Raw genomic sequence first — 15,758 nt, forward strand, 5'->3', positions numbered from 1 at the left:
GGGCTGAGCCTGTCGAAGCCGGGGCCCATCCTCAGCGATAGTTTTCTTTTTCAAGCCGACGCAGATCGGTTTCGACACAAGGAGACAGACATGAACAAGCAAACCTTGCAGGTCAACGGTGCAGTGTCGCTGGCACTGCGTGTCTATGAACCCCAGGGCGCTCCCCGCGCCAGCGTTGTCATCGGCGGCGCGATGGGGGTGCGGCAGTCGTTCTACGAGGCCTTTGCGCTGTGGATGGCGCAGCAGGGGTTTCGGGTCACCACGTTCGACTACCGGGGCCATGGCGACTCTCTGCAGGGCGCGATGCGCGATGTGAAGGCGGATCTGTTTGACTGGGCGCAGGACTACGAGGCGGTGATCACAGCCGCCAAGGCTGCGCTGCCGTCGCAGCCGCTGTATTTGCTGGGCCATAGCCTGGGCGCGCAGTTGCCGGGCTTGCTGAAAAAGCCCGAACAGGTGGCGGGCCTGCTCAGCGTGGCTGCAGGCAGCGGCTACTGGCGTGACAACGCGCCGCAGCTCAAGCGCATCGTTCCGTATTTCTGGTGGGTGCTGGTGCCGCTGGCCACGCGGCTGTGCGGGTACTTTCCGGGGCGCACGCTCAAGAAGGTGGGCGACCTGCCTGCTGGGGTGATCCTGCAGTGGCGGCGCTGGTGTCTGGACCCTGCTTACAGCGTGGGGGCAGAGGGGCCTGCGGTGGCGCAGAGTTATGGCGCGGTGCGGTTCCCGGTGCTGGCGCTGTCGATGGCGGACGACGAGCTGATGACCTTGCGCGGCACGCACAACCTGGTGAACCTGTACGCCAACACCGAGCGCCGCGTGGAGAGCATCACACCGGCCGACCTGCAGGTGCGGCGCATTGGGCACTTTGGCTTCTTTCGCGACCAGTTCCGCCAAAGCCTGTGGCCGCGCGCAGCGGCTGCGCTGGCCGCACTGGGCGGTGGCGGAATGCCCCATGGCGAAGTCTCCGGTACGACGGCCTGAGCGGTCGTTTCGCGGCACACTTGCAGCATGACTTCCTCTTCATCCACTTCTTCGTCTGCGTCTTCGTCCTCCGCTACACACCCGCTGGACGAGGCGCTGCAACTGACGGCTTCGTCTGCTGCGACGGGCCAGTACGAAGGGCAGACCCATCCCGGCTACTGGAACATGGTCGGCCCGTTTGGCGGCATCACCGCTGCCACGCTGCTACAGGCCATCCTGAAGCACCCCGACCGGCTGGGCGATCCGCTGTCGCTCACTGTCAACTATGCGGGCGCTTTGACCGCTGGTGCGTTCACGGTGCAGGCAACTCCTGTTCGCACCAATCGCTCCACCCAGCACTGGACGCTGTCGATCCTGCAGGCCGGTGCCGACGGCGCGCAGGTGGTCACCACCACGGCCACCGCCGTCACGGCCGTGCGCCGCGAGACCTGGAGCGTGGGCGATGTGCCCATGCCGCAGGTGCCACCCCCCGCTGAGCAAAAGGCCATCGTCGCCCCCTTGGGTGCTGTGGAGTGGCTCAACCGCTACGAGATGCGCCCCATCGCTGGCTTCATCCCGCGCACCTGGGACGGCAGCGGCGACCACAGCCTGACGCAGCTGTGGATGCGCGACACACCACCCCGGCCGCTCGACTTCGTGGCGCTGTCCGCACTGGCTGATGTGTTCTTCCCCCGCGTGTGGCTGCGCCGTGCGCGCCAGGTGCCTGCGGGCACGGTGTCGATCACCGTGTACTTCCACGCCACGGCAGAGCAATTGCAGGCCACGGGCACGGGCTTCTTGCTCGGCCAGGCGCGCGGGCAGGAGTTCCGCAACGGTTTCTTTGACCAGACCGTGCAGCTGTGGAACGAGGCTGGCACCATGCTGGCCACCAGCCATCAGATCGTTTACTACAAGGAATAGGAAGTCGGCCTGTTGCTCTGCACGTGCACTCTTTCCTCCATCCATCAGCCCCCGGAACCCTTACCACCATGACCGAAGCCACCCAAGACATCCTTGCCCACACCGAAGCAGGCGTGACCACCATCACCTTCAACCGCGTGGACAAGAAGAACTCCATCACGCGCGACATGTACGCCGCCATGGCCGATGCGCTCGATGCCGCCAAGGCCGATGCCAGCGTGCGCGTAGTGGTGTTCCAGGGCGACGTGGCGATCTTCAGCGCGGGCAATGACATTGGCGACTTTCTGCAGCAGCCGCCTGCCACGCAGGACTCGCCCGTGTTCCGTTTTCTGCGCGGCATCGCCACTTTCCCCAAGCCCGTGATCGCTTCGGTCTGCGGCCCGGCCGTGGGCATCGGCACGACCATGCTGTTCCATTGCGACCTGGTCTATGCGGGCGACAACGCGGCGTTCTCCATGCCGTTCGTGAATTTGGGCCTGTGCCCCGAGGCCGCATCGAGCCTGCTGGTGCCGCAGATGCTGGGGTACCACCGCGCTGCGGAAGCGCTGCTGTTGGGCGAGCCTTTCATGGCCGAGGCCGCGTTGGAAGTGGGGCTGGTGAACCGCGTGGTGCCGCCCACCGAGTGCAATGGGGTGGCGCAGGCGCAGGCGAAGAAGCTGGCGGCCAAGCCGTTGTCGTCGCTCATCGAAACCAAGCGGTTGATGAAGGGTGGGCAGGAGGCAAAGGTGCTGGAGGTGATGGCGGAAGAGGGTGAGAGCTTTGGGCGCATGTTGCGCGAGCCGGCAGCGCGGGAAGCGTTTTCGGCGTTTATGGAAAAGAGAAAGCCTGATTTCAGCAAGAGCTGAAATCAGGACGCCGCGTGAGCGGCGAGGACCGCGCAGCGGGCCGGAGATCTTCCGCTAAGAGCGCCGGCCGGATTCCGGAGCTCTCTGGGTTCTCGGATTTTGGTCAATTTGGCTGCTGGCGCTTATCTAGCAAGCGCTAGCAGCTATTGTTTTTGTAGTTTTGAGTCTTTTCTCAACCGTTCGGGCTGAGCTTGTCGAAGCCTTGGCGTGTTGATTTGAAAAGCATGCATGTGTTCAGGGCGGCGGCCGGGTTGTCGCCCCGGCGGGCGAGTAACTTTCTTTTGCTTCGCCAAAAGAAAGTCACCAAAGAAAAGGCGACCCCCAGTCTGCGACCCCTTCGCGGTGCGAAGGGGCAACCTGCGTCGGGGCGGTTGCGGGGTGCGCCGTGGAACTCGCTTTGCGCTGGCGCGCGCCGCTCGGACAAACACGGCGAGTCAGAGCACGAAGCATGGGCGCTTCGACGCCCATGCTCACCCCGCAACCGCCCCGCCGCAGGCGCAGCCAGCAGGGGTGGGCAACCGAACATCCAACAGCCGAACAGCCACACGGGCCATCGCTGCGCTCGGCCCAGCTTTCGCAGCGCGTGGCGCTTGCGCCCGCGAGATGGTGCCGAGCAAAGCGATGGCCCGGATAGATGTCCGACTCGCGGGTTCCCTTCTGGATGCGCCTGGGGCGCGCAGGGCGCGGGGTGGCATGCGCGTCGGAGCGCGCATGCTTCGTGAACTGACTCACCGCAGTTGTCCGAGCGGAGCGCCAAAGGCGCGCAGCGAGTTCTGCGGTGCACCCCGTGACCGAGCACCCCAGGCTGCCCCGTAGCGCAGCGAAGGGGTCGCAGACAGTAGGGTCGCCCTTTCTTTGGTGACTTTCTTTCGGCGACGCGAAAGAAAGTTACTCGCATGCCGGGCGACTCCCGGCCTCCGTCCTTTGCACAAGCACTCCATTTGATTCCAAATACATAACAAATCAGGGATGAATCGCAAGCGCCGCACCTCAAACAGCACCCCATCGCAATGAGTATCAGACAAGCCATCTATTTTTACAAAGCAATTGCTTGTTAAAAATAAACAGTTTTGCTATCGTGCCTGCATGGATTCACCCGTGCCGCGCACCAGCGCCATCGCCCCCGCTCCCAAGAAACCACCGGCCCGCACTGGCAGCAAGGCTGTAGCTTCCTCCGACGCCAACGCAGCCGCTGCAGAGGCAACCCCCACCCGCCGCCCCCGCGGCCGCCCTCGCAAGACCGCCGAGGAACTCGACGACGGCAACCGCCGCCGCAAGCTCATGGACGGCGCGGCCAAGCTGTTCCGCACCCAGGGCTTCGCCGCCACCAGCACGCGCGACATTGCGGCGGCGGCGGGCATGCACAGTGGCTCGCCCTTCTACCACTTCGAAAGCAAAAGCGCGCTGCTCTACGCCGTGATGAGCGAGGGCATGACCATGGCCGCGCAAAGCCAGCAGCAGGCACTCGATGCGCTGCCCGCCGTGGCCACACCGCGCGAGCAGTTGCACACTCTCATTCGCCACCACTTCGAGATCCTGCTCGGCCCCCGCAGCAGCTTCATCCCGGTGATGCTGTACGAATGGCGCTCGCTCACGCCTGCGCAGCGCAAGGGCATTGCCCGCATCAAGGACAGCTACGAGGCCACCTGGATGCCCGTGCTGGAAGCGCTGGCAAAGCAGGGTGTGCTGCAGGCCGAGCCCGGTGTGGCGCGGCTGTTCATCTTCGGGGCGCTTAACTGGGCGGTGCAATGGTTCTCGCCCAAGAAGGGCAAGTCGCTCGACGCGCTCACCGACGAGGCGTTGGCCTTGTTCATCCGTTCATAACAAACAACCCCATCAAGGCAGAGTCACCATGGCCCCCACCGCGCGCAACGCCTACCAGTCAGTGTTTGCTCCGGGCCTGTTCCTGGGCCAGGTGGTGGTGGTCACCGGCGGTGGCTCCGGCATTGGCCGGTGCACGGCACACGAACTGGCACACCTGGGGGCGCATGTGGTGCTGGTGGGGCGCAAGCCAGAAAAGCTGCTGGCCGTGGCCGAAGAGATCACCGCCGATGGCGGCCGCGTGTCCAGCGAGGTGTGCGATATCCGATCCGAGGAAGGTGTGGTGGCGCTGGTGCAGCAGATCATCGCTGCGCAGGGCCGCATCGATGCGCTGGTCAACAACGCGGGCGGGCAGTTCATGTCGCCGCTCGAATCCATCAGCGCCAAGGGCTGGGAGGCGGTGCTGCACACCAACCTCACCGGCGGCTTTTTGATGGCGCGTGAGTGTTATCGGCAGTGGATGGCGCAGCACGGCGGCTCAGTGGTCAACATCGTGGCCGACATGTGGGGCTCCATGCCGGGCATGGGGCACAGCGGGGCTGCGCGCGCGGGCATGGTCAGCTTCACCGAAACCGCTGCGCTGGAATGGGCACACAGCGGTGTGCGCGTGAACGCCGTGGCGCCGGGCTACATCGCCTCTAGCGGCATGGACAACTACCCGCCCGAGGCGGCAGACATGCTGCGTGCCATGCCGCGCACGGTGCCGCTCGGGCGCTTTGGCAACGAGGCCGAGGTATCGGCGGCCATCACCTTTTTGCTCAGCCCGGCAGCCAGCTTCATCAGCGGCACCACGTTGCGGGTGGACGGCGCGCGGCCCCAGGTGCGCATGGGCTGGCCGCAGCGCCCGCCAGGTGCCACCGCCGCTGCACACCCGGCCGTGCGGCCATTTGACGGCTTTCACCGCGCGCAGGTGTCGCAGGTGTTTGCCCCTTCCCGTACCCCCAAGACCGAGGCCGCATGACCGCCGTCTTCACTTCCCGATTCAACCCAGGCAGTGCCGAGGCCACCCAACGCCGCGCGGCGCTGCAGGCCCGCCTGGACGCCCTGCGCGCGCTGGAAGACCGCGCCGCCGCCGCCTCGTCCCGGTCGCTGCCCCAGTTTGAAAAACGCGGCCAGCTGCTGCCGCGCCAGCGGGTGGCGCTGCTGCTGGATGCGGGTGCGCCCTGGCTGCCGCTGTGCACCCTGGCGGGCTACCTGCAGGATGTGAAAGACCCCGAGAAGTCCGTGCCCGGTGGCGGCATGGTCGCGGGCATCGGCTTTGTCAGTGGCGTGCGCTGCATGGTGGTGGCCAGCGACTCGGGCATCGAGGCGGGTGCCATCCAGCCCATGGGCCTGGAAAAGATCTTGCGCGTGCAGGAGATTGCGCTGCAAAACCGCTTGCCGTTCATCCACCTGGTGGAGAGCGCGGGCGCCAACCTCATGCGCTACCGGGTGGAGGGCTTCGTGCACGGTGGCACGCTGTTCCGCAACCTTGCGCGGCTGTCGGCGGCAGGCATTCCGGTGATCACCGTGCAGCACGGTTCGGGCACCGCAGGCGGCGCCTACATGCCCGGCTTGTCGGATGTGGTGATCATGGTGCAGGGCCGCTCGCGCGCCTTTCTGGCCGGGCCGCCGCTGCTCATGGCTGCGACGGGCGAGATTGCGACGGAAGAGGAACTGGGCGGTGCCGAGATGCACACCGCCGTCTCGGGTCTGGGTGAATACCTGGCGCAGGACGACCGTGAGGCCATCGGCCTGGCGCGCGATGTGGTGGCGCAGCTGGGGTGGGGCGTAGCGCCGCGACCCAGCGCACCCGGGCCCACCTTGCCCGCCGAGGACCTGCTGTCCCTGATGTCCGCCGACCTGCGCCAACCCGTGGACATGCGCGAGGTGATGGCGCGGCTGGTGGATGGCTCGGAGCTGCTCGAGTTCAAGGCCCGCTACGGCATGGCCACCGTGTGCGCGCAGGGCCACATCCAGGGCCATGCGGTGGGCTTCATCAGCAACAACGGTCCCATCGACGTGGCAGGCGCCAACAAGGCCACGCACTTCATCCAGTGGATGTGCCAGCTGGGCCACCCCATCATCTACCTGCAGAACACCACAGGCTACATGGTGGGCAAGGACAGCGAGCAGGGCGGCATGATCAAGCACGGCAGCAAGATGATCCAGGCCGTGACCAACGCCACCGTGCCGCAGATCACCATCCAGTGCGGCGCCAGCTTTGGTGCGGGCAACTACGGCATGTGCGGGCGGGGTTATGCGCCGCGCTTCCTGTTCAGCTGGCCCGGCGCCAAGACAGCGGTGATGGGCGGCGAGCAGGCTGCGCGCACCATGCAGATCGTGACCGAGGCAGCGCTGGCGCGCAAAGGCATCACCCCCGACCCGGCCGAATCGCAGGCCCAGTTCGACAAGATCGTCGCCATGTTCGAGGCCCAGGCCGATGCGTTCTACACCAGCGGCCTGCTGCTGGACGACGGCGTGATCGACCCGCGCGACACGCGCGCCGTGCTGGCGTTTTGCCTGGACACCTGCGCCGAGGAACAGGCCCGCACGTTGCGGCCCCTGAGCTTTGGCGTGGCGCGGATGTAAGCGCTTCGCACGCAATCTCCCCGATGGCCGAGCCTCTCAAATACCTGCTGAACGACACCGTGCCGCCGCGCATTGCGGCCATGGTGCGGCGCGCGTGGCGCAAGTTCGATACCACTGCGTTTCTGCGGCAAGTAGAGCCCGGCTACGAATCGCTGGAGCTGATGGCGCGCGGCCAGCGCATTGCGCAGGCCCTGCAGACACACCTGCCGCAAGATGTGCCGCGCGCGCTGGGTGTGCTGGTCGATTCGATGGACCCGCCGATGGGCCTCGATGCCGCCGGTGAGCCCGATGCGGGTGGCCGCCCCTATAGCGCCTTTTTGTACCTGCCGCACAGCATCTACATCGGCACACACGGCCTGCCGCATTTCGAGGCGGCCATGGCCGCGCAGCACGCACTCACCCAGCGCTTTACGGCCGAGTTCTGCATCCGCCCCTACCTCCTGCACCACCAGGGCGCCACGCTCGCGCGGCTGCGTGACTGGGCGCAGGATGACAACGCCCATGTGCGCCGCCTGGTGAGCGAAGGCACGCGGCCCCGCCTGCCCTGGGCGCCGCGTTTGCCTGCATTCCAGAACAACCCGCAACTGGCCCTGCCTTTGCTCGATGCGCTCAAGGACGACCCATCGTCGTACGTGCGTCGCTCGGTCGCCAACCACCTGGGCGACATCGCCAAGGACCACCCCGACCTCGCCGTGGGCACCGCGCGCACCTGGCTGCAGGGCGCACCCGCACCGCGTGAAGCCCTGGTGCGCCACGGCCTGCGTTTTCTCATCAAACGCGGCGACGCTGGCGCGCTCGATGCCTTGGGCGTGGGCCACGCCGTGGCGCTGGATGTGCGGGCCGCGCGCGTGCTGCCCGCCCGCGCCCGCATCGGCGACAAGGTGCGTATCGAGGCCGAGCTGCACAACCCCACGTCGCTGCCGCAGCGCGTGTTGGCGGACCTGAAGGTGCACTACGTCAAGGCCCACGGCGGTGCGGCGCCCAAGGTGTTCAAGCTGCAGACGCTGGACATACCTCCCGGCGCCACCGTAGCGGTGGGCAAGACGCTGTCGCTGCAGCAGATGACCACACGCACCCACTACCCCGGCGCGCACCAGGTGGAGCTGGTGCTTAACGGGCGGCCGCAGCCGCTGGGGCAATTTCAGCTTTCGTGATCGAGGTTCGCAGCCATACCAATACAACCGCAGGAGACAAGCACCATGCAGTTCACCCACGAGCACCGCGAGATCCAGAAAACCCTCAAGCGTTTCATCGACGAAGAGATCAACCCCCATGTGGACGAGTGGGAGGCGGCCGAGATCTTCCCCGCGCACGAGGTCTTCAAGAAGATGGGCAACCTGGGCCTGCTGGGCCTGTGCAAGCCCGAGGACTACGGCGGTCAGGGCCTGGACTATTCGTACAGTCTGGCCATGGCCGAGGCACTGGGCCACATCCACTGCGGCGGTGTGCCCATGGCCATTGGCGTACAGACCGACATGTGCACCCCGGCGCTGGCGCGCTACGGCAGCGAAGAACTCAAGCGCAACTTTCTGGCCCCTGCGATTGCGGGCGACATGGTGGGCTGCATCGGCGTGAGCGAGCCTGCGGCGGGCAGCGATGTGTCCGGCATCAAGAGTGTGGCGCGCAAGGATGGTGATGACTACGTGATCACCGGCCAGAAGATGTGGATCACCAACAGCCTGCAGGCCGACTGGATGTGCATGCTGGTCAACACGGGCGAGGGCCCCGTGCACAAGAACAAGAGCCTGGTGATGGTGCCCATGCGCGATGGCCCGGGCGGCAAGCTCACCAAGGGCATCGAGGTGGCGCAAAAGATCCGCAAGATCGGCATGCACAGCAGCGACACGGGCCTGATCTACTTTGACGAGGTGCGCGTGCCGCAGCGCTACCGCATCGGTGCCGAAGGGCAGGGCTTTATCTACCAGATGCAGCAGTTCCAGGAAGAGCGCCTGTGGTGCGCCGCCAGCACGCTCGAATCGCTGAACCACTGCATCCAGTGGACTATCGACTACGCGCAGGAGCGCAAGTTGTTTGGCAGCACTCTGGCCGACCAGCAGTGGGTGCAGTTCAAGCTGGCCGAACTCAAGACCGAAGTGGAAGCGCTGCGCGCGCTCACCTACCGCGCCTGCGACCTGTACGTGAACGGGCAGGACGTGCTGGAGCTGGCCAGCATGGCCAAGCTCAAGGCCGGCCGCCTGAACCGCGAGGTGCCCGACACCTGTCTGCAGTTCTGGGGCGGCATGGGCTTCACGCTGGAGAACAAGGTCTCGCGCATGTACCGCGACGGGCGGCTGGCGTCCATCGGCGGCGGGGCCGACGAGGTAATGCTCGGCATCCTGTCCAAGCTCATGGGCATCGCCAAGCGGCCCGTGCACTGACATGGCTGAATTGCTGTTGATCGACCGCGCGCCGCTGGCCAGCGGCTGTGTGGAAACCTGGACGCTCAACGACCCGGCCAGCCGCAATGCGCTGTCGGAGGCCATGGTGGATGCCCTGCTGACTGCGTGTGAGCGCGCTGTGGCTGATGCCGACCTGCGCGGCGTGGTGCTGCGTGGCGCGGGTGGCCACTTCTGCGCGGGTGGCAGCCTGGGCGGCTTTGCCAAGACCATTGGCCAGCCCCTGGCTGTGGGCGAGGCTGACCCGCTGGTGCCACTGAACCGCCGCTTTGGCGCGCTGCTGCAGGCCCTGTGTGCGCTGCCGCAGTGGCTCATCGTGGCGGTGGAGGGCGCGGCGATGGGGGGCGGCTTTGGGCTCGTTTGCTGTGCCGACCATGTGCTGGCCCACACAAGCGCGCAGTTCGCCACGCCCGAGGTAACGCTGGGCATCGTGCCTGCGCAGATCGCGCCGTTTGTGGTGCGCCGCCTCGGCTATGCGGCGGCGCGGCGGTGTTTGCTGACGGGCGAGCGCGGGGATGCTGCGACGGCCCAGCGCGCGGGGCTGGTCGATGAGGTGGTGGCTGGCGACATGGAGGCTGCTGTGCAGGCCGCCATTGCGCGCCACGCCGCCGCAGCGCCGCAGGCCGTGGCCGCCACCAAACGTTTGTTGCTGGCCCAATTTGAGACGCCGTTGCCCGCGCTGCTGGATGACGCGGCCGTGGCTTTTGCGAAAGCGCTGCGCGGGCCCGAGGCGCCGCAAGGGCTGGCGGCGTTTGCTGCGCGCAAGGCGCCGCCCTGGAGTGCGAACTCATGAAGAAAATCCTCATTGCCAATCGATCAGAGATCGCCAGCCGCATCATCCACACCGCCCACCGCATGGGCATCGAAACCGTCGCGGTCTATTCCGACCCCGATGCCAACGCCCTGCACGTGCGCGAAGCCACTCAGGCCGTGGCGTTGGGTGGCGCGGCCAGCGCCGACACCTACCTGCGCATCGACAAGCTGCTGGCCGCCGCCCGTGCCACCGGCGCAGATGCCGTGCACCCCGGCTATGGCTTCCTCAGCGAGAACGCTGACTTCGCCCAGGCCGTGGTCGATGCGGGCCTGACCTGGATCGGCCCGCCGCCCGGCGCCATCCGCGCGCTGGGCAGCAAGGCCGGGGCCAAGGCGTTGGCCCAGTCGCAGGACGTGCCCTGCCTGCCCGGCTATGCGGGCGACGACCAGAGCGACGAACGCTTTGCCGCCGAGGCTGCACGCATCGGCACGCCCCTCATGGTCAAGGCCGTGGCGGGTGGGGGAGGGCGCGGCATGCGCCTGGTCACCGACCTGTCGCAGTTGCCCGCCGCGCTCGCCAGCGCCCGGTCCGAAGCACTGGCGGGCTTTGGCTGTGGCGACCTGCTCATCGAACGCGCGCTGTTGCAGCCTCGCCATGTGGAGGTGCAGATCTTTGCCGACGCCCACGGCGCGTGCATCCACCTGGGCGAGCGCGATTGCTCGGTGCAGCGCCGCCACCAGAAGATCATTGAAGAGTCCCCCAGCCCCGCCGTGGACGCAGCGCTGCGCGAACGCATGGGTGCCTGCGCTGTGGCGCTGGCGCAGGCCGCTGGCTATGTGGGCGCGGGCACGGTGGAATTCCTTTTGGACGGGGCTGAATTCTTCTTGATGGAGATGAACACCCGCCTGCAGGTGGAGCATCCGGTGACCGAAGCGCTCACCGGGCTGGACCTGGTGGAATGGCAAATCCGCGTGGCGCGGGGCGAGGCGCTGCCGCTCACGCAAGACCATGTGCATCTGCAAGGTCACGCCATCGAGGTGCGCCTGTGCGCCGAGGACGCGCACTTCCGCCCCCACACCGGCCGCGTGCTGCAGTTCAGCGCACCTCCAGCCACCGCGTTTGAGCGCTCGGCCATGGGCGCGCTGCGCTTTGACCATGCGCTGGAAGAGGGCGCCGAGGTCTCGCCCCACTACGACGCCATGCTGGGCAAGCTCATCGTGCACGCGCCCACGCGGGCCGAGGCTGTTGCCGCCCTGGTGCGCGCGCTGCAGGGCACCCGCGTGCTGGGTCTTCCCACCAACCGCGCGTTTCTGGCGGCGTGCCTGCAGCATCCGGTGTTTGCCAGCGGGCAGGCGCTGGTGCCGTTCCTGGCCGCACATGCCGCAGATTTGCAAGAATTGCTATTAAAAAAAGAGCTTGAAGCGCTTATCCAATGCGCGGTAGGGGCCATTTGTTCTTCAAAAATGTCGTCCGATCTGCCCTGTGCGCTCGCCCGCCCGATGCGCCTGCGCCACGAGGGCCAGGTGCATGCAGTGGCCGTGCGGGAGTTGGGCGGTGGGCGGCTGCTGGTGGAGCAGGCCGGGGCAGAACCTGTGGCTTTGCAACTGCCCCAGCGCGGTGTGCACTGCGTGGCGGTGGGCTCCCGACGCTGGCACTGGCAAACCGGCGGCGTGGACGGCTGGGTGGAAGACGCATCGTGGGAGCCCGCCACACGCGCGGGTGCGGCGGGCGGTGCGACGGAGTTGCGCGCGCCCTTCAACGGCAAGGTCGTCGCGCTGCCCGTGGCAGCAGGCCAGGCGCTGGCGGCGGGCGATACGGTGGTGATCATCGAATCCATGAAGCTCGAACACAGCCTGGCCAGCCCCGCCGCCGCCACCGTGGCCGAGCTGCTGGTGGCCCCCGGCCAGCAGGTGTCGCCCGGGCAGGTGCTGGCCCGTTTTGCACCCGCCACGCAAGGAGCGCCCGCATGACCGCCACGTCCGATGCAAGTTCTGTGAGCGACGAAGACAGCACCGCACTCACCGACACCGTCACCCGCTTTGCCCGCACCGAGATCGCGCCGCATGTGGACGCCTGGGATGCCGCCGGTGAATTCCCTCGCAGCCTGTATCGCCGCGCGGCCCACCTGGGCTTGCTGGGCCTGGGCTACCCCGAGCCGTACGGCGGCACGCCCGCCAGCTACCAGCTGCGCTTGCCGCTGTGGCGCGCGCTCAGCCGCCATGGTGCCAGCGGTGGGGTGCTGGCCAGCCTGCTGTCGCACAACATCGGCCTGCCACCGGTGCTGGCGCATGGGAGCGATGCCGTGCGTGCCGAGGTGATTCCACCGGTGCTGGCGGGCGAGCAGATTGCCGCGCTGGCGATCACCGAACCCGGTGGCGGGTCCGACGTGGCCCAACTCAAGACCACAGCGCGGCGCGAGGGCGATGAGTACATCGTCAACGGCGAAAAGGTATTCATCACCTCCGGCATGCGCGCGGACTGGATCACAGTGGCTGTGAGGACCGGGGAGGCCGGAAGCAAGGGCAGCGCAGGCATCTCCATGCTGCTCATCCCCGGCCACAGCGCAGGCCTGTCGCGCAGCAAGCTCGACAAGATGGGCTGGCTCTGCTCCGACACCGCCCACCTGCGCTTTGACAACGTGCGCGTGCCCGCCCGCTACCTGCTGGGCGAAGAGGGCGCGGGCTTTCGCATCATCATGGCCAACTTCAACGGCGAGCGCTTTGGCCTCGCCGCGTCGGCCCTGGGCTTTGCCGAGGCCTGCTACGACGAGGCCCTGGCCTGGGCGCGCCAGCGCAAGACCTTTGGCGCCGCGCTGGTGGAGCACCAGGTCATTCGCCACAAGCTGGTGGACATGCAGATGCGCATCCAGTCCAGCGCCGCATGGTGCGAGTCCGTGGCTGCGCAGGCCGACGCGGGCCGCACCGGGCCGGAATGGGTGGCCAACATCTGCATGCTGAAGAACCACGCCACCCAAACCATGCAGTTCTGCGCCGACCAGGCCGTGCAGATCCTAGGCGGCATGGGCTTCATGCGCGGCACCGTCAGCGAGCGCATCTACCGCGAGGTCAAGGTCATGATGATCGGCGGCGGTGCGGAAGAAATCATGAAAGACCTGGCTGCAAAACAGCTCGGCATTTGAAGGAGACAGCCACCATGCACAGCACCGACCACGGCAACAAAGCCATCATCACCTGCGCCATCACCGGCGTGCTGACGGACCCCGGCCAGCACCATGTGCCCGTCACGCCCGGGCAACTGGCAAAAGAGGCCCACCGCGCCTACGACGCAGGCGCCGCCGTGGTGCACGTGCACTTTCGCAACCAGGAGCCCGGCAAAGGCCACCTGCCCAGCTGGGACCCGCAGGTGGCGCGCGACTGCGTGCAAGCCATGCGCGAGGCCTGCCCGGGTTTGATCATCAACCAGACCACCGGCGTGGTGGGCCCCAATTACCAGGGCCCGCTGGATTGCCTGCGCGCCACCCGCCCCGAGATGGCCGCGTGCAACGCCGGCTCGCTCAACTACCTGAAGGTGCGCAGCAACGGCACCTGGGCCTGGCCGCCCATGCTGTTCGATAACCAGCCCGCCAAGGTCAAGGACTTCATTGACGTGATGCTGGAGACCGGCACGCTGCCCGAGTTTGAGTGCTTCGACGTGGGCATCGTGCGCTGCGTGGAGATGTATGTGCAGACCGGCATGTACACCGAACGCCTGCCCGAATACAACTTTGTGATGGGCGTCGAGTCCGGTATGCCTGCGGACCCGGACCTGCTGCCCATCTTGCTCAAGCTCAAGATCAAGGACGCCCCCTGGCAGGCCACCGTCATCGGCCGCAGCGAGATCTGGCCCGTGCACCAGCGCGTGGCCGAACTGGGCGGGCACCTGCGCACGGGGCTGGAGGACACGTTCTATCTGCCGGATGGGACCAAGGCGGATTCGAACGGGCCGTTGATCGAGAAGCTGGCGGAATACGCGTGCAATGCGGGGCGGGAGGTGGCTTCGCCGCAGGAGGCGCGGGGGATGTTGGGGTTGAAGGGGGTGGCAGCTTCTTCGATTGCCTGAGTACTACATGAGGGAGCTCATTCCGGTGCTCTCCTCAGATCCTTGCAAATTGATCGTCTCGTGATCAATTTGCAAGGTAACCCTATCTGCGCTCTGACCGTAGAGTCGGTCGGCACTCCGCGCTTCATAAGCATGCAGCTTGACGCTGGAAAGCTATTTCCCCCGTTGTTCTTGTTCAACCACCGCTTTTGGCAGGAGCCACCAAGAGCCTTTCCTGGCGGGAACCAGTTTCTCGAGCGCCAGGTTGTCCAACTTTTCGCTGGGAAGTTGTGCTACGTTTGGCGCAGTTGGCGCCTCCGAATATTTTTTAAGTTCTTCCACTAGCTTGCGCTCTGCTGTCGGATCAATGGGCTCCTCAAGCAGGGGCTTTCCTCTTTTTGGGGAGTGCTTTTCCCACATTGATACAACTACGTTGCTGGCATTACCACGGGGTCTCGGCGCGATTTTGTGCAGACCTTGCTCGCGTTCCTCTTGAGGGATTGAGGAGAGTTCAGAGTTGATGCTTGAAAGCGAGGCTTTCAGATCAGGACCCCATATGAAGTCTTGGGCTGGGGCCAAGAAAGGTGGGGTGCATAGCTTGTGCAATTTATCGCCCAAGACAAACAAGTTGCAAAACGGCAGATAGAAGAGATACGCAATATCGGCCCGATTCGATGCTCGATCGGCAGAGATCAGGTTGGCTGCCAGAGCTATCTGAAAAAACATCTCAACTTTCAGAACGTGCGCTGCATAGGGCGCGTAGTTGGCAAGTGGAGGGAAGCCTGCAGAAGACCAGCGATGGAGAATTTCCCCCTGAAGATGGACCGGTACATGAACAAATTCAAAGAGCAGACCGATTTGCTCCAATGGAGCAGCTTGGGAGTGCATGAGTCCGTGAGCTAGTCCCCATGCCTCTTTGACAGATTTGCAATTTTTTGGTGTGACACCGAGTGCCCTCATTCTTTGAGCGACCTCGGGCAAGTTCAAGCTAGAGAGCATTGCCCGCCATGCGGACGCAGCATCGCGTTCGACCTCCATAAATTCGTGACGTTGCCAACGAGCAAACGATTCCGCTTCAGGGGAGGGCTTGAACACAACCCCAGCCTTGTTGTCTTTGGTTCTTATGGGGCGGCCGCCAGCGAGGGGGACTTGGCCCAATCTTGGTGCTTGGTGACCCAAGAGGTTGGCGATACACATATCCATGTGATGTACGCATGGAGCACCAGACAACACAGGAGATTTGTCTGCAAGTATTCGGACTTCATCCTGAGGGGTTCTTGAAGAGTTTGAACGCTTGGTTTTTGCCAGATCTGCTAGTGTTTCCACATAAAAAACTGGGCATATGACGGCCAGAAAGAAGTGATCAAACCAGACCGATTCGTCAAGCGTCAGGGACTGTAAAAACGATTTGTCGAAGAGTGCGACGGGACCCATTTTTCCCTCGTGAGTAAC

General features: G+C 65.5%; 13 protein-coding genes. 12 read left to right on the forward strand and 1 reads right to left on the reverse strand.

Annotated features, from left to right (window positions below):
• The first annotated feature begins 90 nt into the window (after positions 1-90).
• The 12 genes from AC2YJX_RS18560 to AC2YJX_RS18615 all read left to right on the forward strand — a co-directional run bounded on the left by AC2YJX_RS18560 (position 91) and on the right by AC2YJX_RS18615 (position 14,327).
• Positions 91-981, forward strand: a complete 891-nt coding sequence (locus AC2YJX_RS18560; RefSeq protein WP_487256908.1) for an alpha/beta hydrolase family protein — start codon at positions 91-93, stop codon at positions 979-981.
• Positions 982-1,008: 27 nt separating this feature from the next.
• A complete protein-coding gene (locus AC2YJX_RS18565) occupies positions 1,009-1,881 on the forward strand; it encodes an acyl-CoA thioesterase (RefSeq protein ID WP_487256909.1) in 873 nt (290 codons plus the stop codon).
• 68 nt (positions 1,882-1,949) lie between these two features.
• Positions 1,950-2,726, forward strand: coding sequence for an enoyl-CoA hydratase (locus AC2YJX_RS18570; RefSeq protein ID WP_487256910.1), 777 nt, complete (start codon positions 1,950-1,952; stop codon positions 2,724-2,726).
• Positions 2,727-3,812: 1,086 nt separating this feature from the next.
• Positions 3,813-4,550 carry a TetR/AcrR family transcriptional regulator gene (locus AC2YJX_RS18575; protein ID WP_487256911.1) on the forward strand — a complete coding sequence of 246 codons (738 nt, stop codon included), beginning with the start codon at positions 3,813-3,815 and terminating at the stop codon, positions 4,548-4,550.
• Positions 4,551-4,578: 28 nt separating this feature from the next.
• Complete coding sequence (locus AC2YJX_RS18580) at positions 4,579-5,508, forward strand: SDR family oxidoreductase (RefSeq protein ID WP_487256912.1); 930 nt, start codon at positions 4,579-4,581, stop codon at positions 5,506-5,508.
• The gene (locus tag AC2YJX_RS18585; protein ID WP_487256913.1) at positions 5,505-7,118 is read left to right on the forward strand and encodes an acyl-CoA carboxylase subunit beta; all 1,614 of its coding nucleotides are present in this window, start codon (positions 5,505-5,507) and stop codon (positions 7,116-7,118) included. The genes AC2YJX_RS18580 and AC2YJX_RS18585 overlap by 4 nt, the downstream gene beginning before the upstream one ends.
• Positions 7,119-7,141: 23 nt before the next feature.
• The gene (locus AC2YJX_RS18590; RefSeq protein ID WP_487256914.1) at positions 7,142-8,272 is read left to right on the forward strand and encodes a DNA alkylation repair protein; all 1,131 of its coding nucleotides are present in this window, start codon (positions 7,142-7,144) and stop codon (positions 8,270-8,272) included.
• A gap of 45 nt (positions 8,273-8,317) precedes the next feature.
• Positions 8,318-9,496, forward strand: a complete 1,179-nt coding sequence (locus AC2YJX_RS18595; protein ID WP_487256915.1) for an acyl-CoA dehydrogenase family protein — start codon at positions 8,318-8,320, stop codon at positions 9,494-9,496.
• Position 9,497: 1 nt separating this feature from the next.
• The gene (locus AC2YJX_RS18600) at positions 9,498-10,307 is read left to right on the forward strand and encodes an enoyl-CoA hydratase/isomerase family protein (RefSeq protein ID WP_440113888.1); all 810 of its coding nucleotides are present in this window, start codon (positions 9,498-9,500) and stop codon (positions 10,305-10,307) included.
• Positions 10,304-12,238: an acetyl/propionyl/methylcrotonyl-CoA carboxylase subunit alpha gene (locus tag AC2YJX_RS18605; RefSeq protein WP_487256916.1), complete on the forward strand. Its 1,935-nt coding sequence runs from the start codon at positions 10,304-10,306 to the stop codon at positions 12,236-12,238. The genes AC2YJX_RS18600 and AC2YJX_RS18605 overlap by 4 nt, the downstream gene beginning before the upstream one ends.
• Positions 12,235-13,407 (forward strand): acyl-CoA dehydrogenase family protein, encoded by a 1,173-nt coding sequence (locus AC2YJX_RS18610; RefSeq protein ID WP_487256917.1) that lies wholly within the window; start codon positions 12,235-12,237, stop codon positions 13,405-13,407. The genes AC2YJX_RS18605 and AC2YJX_RS18610 overlap by 4 nt, the downstream gene beginning before the upstream one ends.
• A 14-nt stretch (positions 13,408-13,421) precedes the next feature.
• Entirely contained in the window at positions 13,422-14,327 is a 906-nt protein-coding gene (locus tag AC2YJX_RS18615; RefSeq protein ID WP_487256918.1) for a beta-keto acid cleavage family enzyme, read from the forward strand.
• 153 nt (positions 14,328-14,480) lie between these two features.
• On the opposite strand, the gene AC2YJX_RS18620 is transcribed toward AC2YJX_RS18615, so the two are convergent.
• Positions 14,481-15,740: a hypothetical protein gene (locus tag AC2YJX_RS18620; RefSeq protein WP_487256919.1), complete on the reverse strand. Its 1,260-nt coding sequence runs from the start codon at positions 15,738-15,740 to the stop codon at positions 14,481-14,483.
• Positions 15,741-15,758 lie beyond the last annotated feature (18 nt).

The organism is Acidovorax sp. SRI_002, from assembly GCF_057586455.1.